General features: G+C 50.4%; 2 protein-coding genes. Both read left to right on the plus strand.

From position 1 onward, the window contains the following. The first annotated feature begins 15 nt into the window (after positions 1-15). A complete protein-coding gene (locus tag HMPREF3066_RS03465) occupies positions 16-2241 on the plus strand; it encodes a tetratricopeptide repeat protein (RefSeq protein WP_321178899.1) in 2226 nt (741 codons plus the stop codon). Positions 2242-2308: 67 nt separating this feature from the next. Beyond that, positions 2309-3574 (plus strand): PDDEXK family nuclease, encoded by a 1266-nt coding sequence (locus tag HMPREF3066_RS03470; RefSeq protein WP_070440464.1) that lies wholly within the window; start codon positions 2309-2311, stop codon positions 3572-3574. Positions 3575-3910 lie beyond the last annotated feature (336 nt).

Raw genomic sequence — 3910 nt, forward strand, 5'->3', positions numbered from 1 at the left:
CCTGCTACGAAGACTATGAACACGCTCTTAGACAACAAAGACTATCAAGAAAAAGTAAACGAACTGCTTTACCTTGCGGCACAGCATGGTACTGAATTGTCAAACTCCGCTCAAAAAAACAAGAAACAGGGCGAACACGCCTATCAGCTGACGCAAGAATTAGAAACCCTATTCAAAAAAGACAACCAGACAGCTCTAAACGCTTGGTTTAATGAGCAGCAAGCCCGTCCCGAACTAAGCCAACGCATCAAAAAACACTTAGCCATCAAACTGGGTAAGCTCAACGAGAAAAAAGACAAGAGAAAATCCTTCAGCCCTGCACAAGGCTGCCTAGTACGACCACCCCAATTTACCCAACATCATCCCAACAGCCTGCGCCACCTGCCAGCACATTCCAACTGGGAAATCGTCATTGACGAAACAGGCATGGAATTTGAGCAGGCGGAGGATTTATCCATCGACGACTACAGCTTAGGCCGCTATGTCGCACTTGCCATTCCGCAAGGCAGAGCCAAATTGGACAAACTGCCCGAAACATTCCACGCCGCTGAAGAAAAGCCCGAGCTGCTGGACAAAGTCATCAACAACATCCTCTCGCAGTCGGTAGGCGTATTGGGCATTACTGCCAAAGACCCGCTTTCATTCAACCGCCCGCGTTGGTTTAGCGGCGTGTACCGTTTACTGCAACTTGCCTTGCGCCTGCTGCCGCTACCCAACGAAGGCAGCAAGCAGGTACACGTATTTATCGAACAACGCGGCGGCTTTAATGCCGACACCGACTTGCAGGTTTTAAAACAACTGCTGTTAAGCGAATTGCAAAGCATAGACGAAGCCCGTTTCAGCCAGCTGCACCTGTCACTGGAAATCACCCCCAAAGGCAAACACCCCTATCTTGCCCATGTTGATGCACTGGCGCACTGCTGGGGCGGTTCGTCTGCCAAACAACGTTTGATAAGAGCCAAATTCAAAGGACATTGTTTCCTTACCCCGGAAAGCGGCGATTTAGAGCACATTTATGCCGCACTCGACGGCAAAACTGCCCTGTCGTCGCACGACTGGTTTCAAGCAGTCTGCGCCCTATCCGGCGAACCCGAACACAGCCTCTTACGCAAAGCCATGCAGCAATTGGGCGAACGCTGTCGAACACAGCCCGAAATCTGGCAAAACTACCTACAGACAGTCCGCCATCGCCTAAACGAAAAAGACTACCATCCCCAAGCCCTAGATGAAATCTTAGGCTGGCTGCAAACCTACGCCCCGGCAGCAAACAAACTGCCGCCACTATTACAACTGCGTTTTCAAGCAGCCCGGCTTGCCGCCGACAACCATCAGGGCAGAATGCGTCTGGAAGCCATACAAAACCTGCTTGATTTGGGCAACCAACTGAAATACGAAGCCGCACCCGAAGTCGCGCAGGTATACAACCGTCTGGCGGTAGCCACCACCAACATATACGAATTCGACTACGCCAAACAAATTCTGCAACACGCGCTCAAACTGCCTGAAATCGCCGTCGGTCGGCAGCAATACGGCAGGCTTCTATCAGGCATGGGACAGATACACGCCTTCTCGGGAGAACACCAACCTGCCGCATCATTTTTTACCCAAGCACTTGAAACATTTGAAAAACTATCCGACCCTGCCGCAGCACAAAAAGACATCCGTCAAACCCGCCTATACCGGCTGCACAACGCCCTGGACGCAGGCGAAACATGGGAAAACATACAGCCGCTCGCCACATCTGTTTTCGGCAGCGATTTAGACAAAGCCGCCAACAAATTTTCAATCAGCCCGGACGACCGCTTTACCCATCATGCCTTATTGCGCCTGCTTGCCGCCTATCCGCAGCAAACCGCATCCGCGCAAAAAACCTATTTGTACAATCAAGCCCACTGGCAAAGCGAAGCAGGACACCCATGGCAGCTTATCCACCTGTGGCGCGGCTGGTTGGCGCATTTTGCAGGCAACGACATCATTGCCGTCGAAGCCTTTAACCATGCCCTAGACGAAGAAGCAGACGGCCTGACCCTGCAATGGATTGCGCTGACGACTGCCGTATTGGCAGAACGGCTCGGACTGGGCAAATCCAGCCCCTACCCCATTGCCGCCGAAGCTGCTCGTCTGAAAACCGCGTTCCCCCAAGCGCCGCACGCAGCCTTACAGACCTTGCAGAAGAGCGAAGCAAAACCCGAAAAACTGCTTGCCGCGCTGAAAGCCTGCCTGCCTTTTAACTTCAAATAAAAAAGCGCACACCGACACAACACACCTTTTCAGACGACCTCAATCCACCAAACAAAGCGAGAGCATCATGCACCCAATTCCACACTACTTCATCATCCTTTCCGAACACAACATCGCCGAATACCGCGCCTGCCTGCGTTTACAGCCCCAAAACGTCCATCTCATCGTTACCAAATGGGTAGCCGGTAAAAACGCACATACCCGTTTCAAAAACACGCTCGAGCAAAGCAAACAATTTAACGGCAAAATCCACGAAATCGGCTTTCAAAGCGACAGCCAACTCATCGGCGAACGAACCGAAGAAATCCAAATGTGGCTCGACACCGTCTTCAAAGCCTACTGCGCCGAACACCACATTGCACACAACGCCATACTCAACATCACAGGCGGCACAAAAATCCTGTCCCAACTGCTCGCCGCCCAAACCGGCATATGGCAGGAGCTGCACTACCAAGCCTTCCAACGCGACAGCAACCAAATCCACATAGACCGCCTCAATCCCGACAACCTGGCATTTCTGGGCGAAATCGTCCTATCCGACCGATTCTCCCTGCGCGACAGCTTGAAACTCTACGCCGACGAAATCAAAAAACACAACCCCAACCCCATTATCGAACATCCCGACAGCCTGCCCCTTGCCCAAATGCGTTTTGCCGCCCAAAGCATGCAGCAGCCTGAAAACGGCAACCTATTCCCCGCCGTTATGCCCGTATTGGAAAACGCATGGACACAAAAATATTCCAAAGACCAAAAAGAAATCCTGCTCGAATGGCAAGAGTTCGGGCTTGCACAACCCGACGAACTCAAACCCTTTCTTGAAAGACTGATCAACCTGATTGACCCGCAAGACCGCATCCGTCTGGACGAAAAAGGACTGATCCTGCCCACCAAATACAACAAAAACAGCCAAATAGCCCGACAAATTCACGACTGGAGAAAATGGATAAGCGGCGACTGGTTTGAACAACTCATTTACACATGGTTTAAAGAAAACGGCGTGAAAGACGAAGAACTGGGGACAGGCTTGCAACTGATACAAGGAGAAAGTCAGGGCAACGAAACCGACATTTTGCTGTTCCGTAAAAACCAACTGATTTTTTGCGAACTCAAATCCGATTTAAGCTCCGAAAGCAAGCTGGCAGACCCGCTAAGGCAAGTGATCGACCAAAGCCTCAACATGGGCAAAGTACGCCGCGTCCTGATTTTGTCGCCCGTCATTAAAGACAATGCAAAGCCGCAGCAATGGACGGAATTCGAGCGCAACTGCGCCGCCAAAAACATCCAAATCATCATCGCCCGCGACAAAGAAGCGCTGAAAGCCCTGACAAGCTGACATCGAAGTCTCTTGACCATGGAAACGTCGTCTGAAAACGTTAAAAAACATTGTGAAATGCAAAGCAGACGGCTATAATCCGAAACACAAGTTTTCCGACGGATAGCGAAAAGTCTGTCTTTCGGCTGCTCTTTTCAGTTAAGGTTTTATTAAATAATGTCTTTGTTGGTTAAGGAAAAATGCTAACCTTTCTTAACCATATAGAAGATTGAAAATAATGAAATTTTTTAACCGAGTGCAGTCGGAAGACTTGCCCCACTAATCGGGGATTAAGACGAATATCAAACCATCTGTTTGCAATTTTAGTTTTGTCGGAAGACTTGCCCCACTAATCGG

This window comes from Neisseria sp. HMSC03D10 (assembly GCF_001807625.1).
Taxonomy (GTDB): domain Bacteria; phylum Pseudomonadota; class Gammaproteobacteria; order Burkholderiales; family Neisseriaceae; genus Neisseria; species Neisseria mucosa.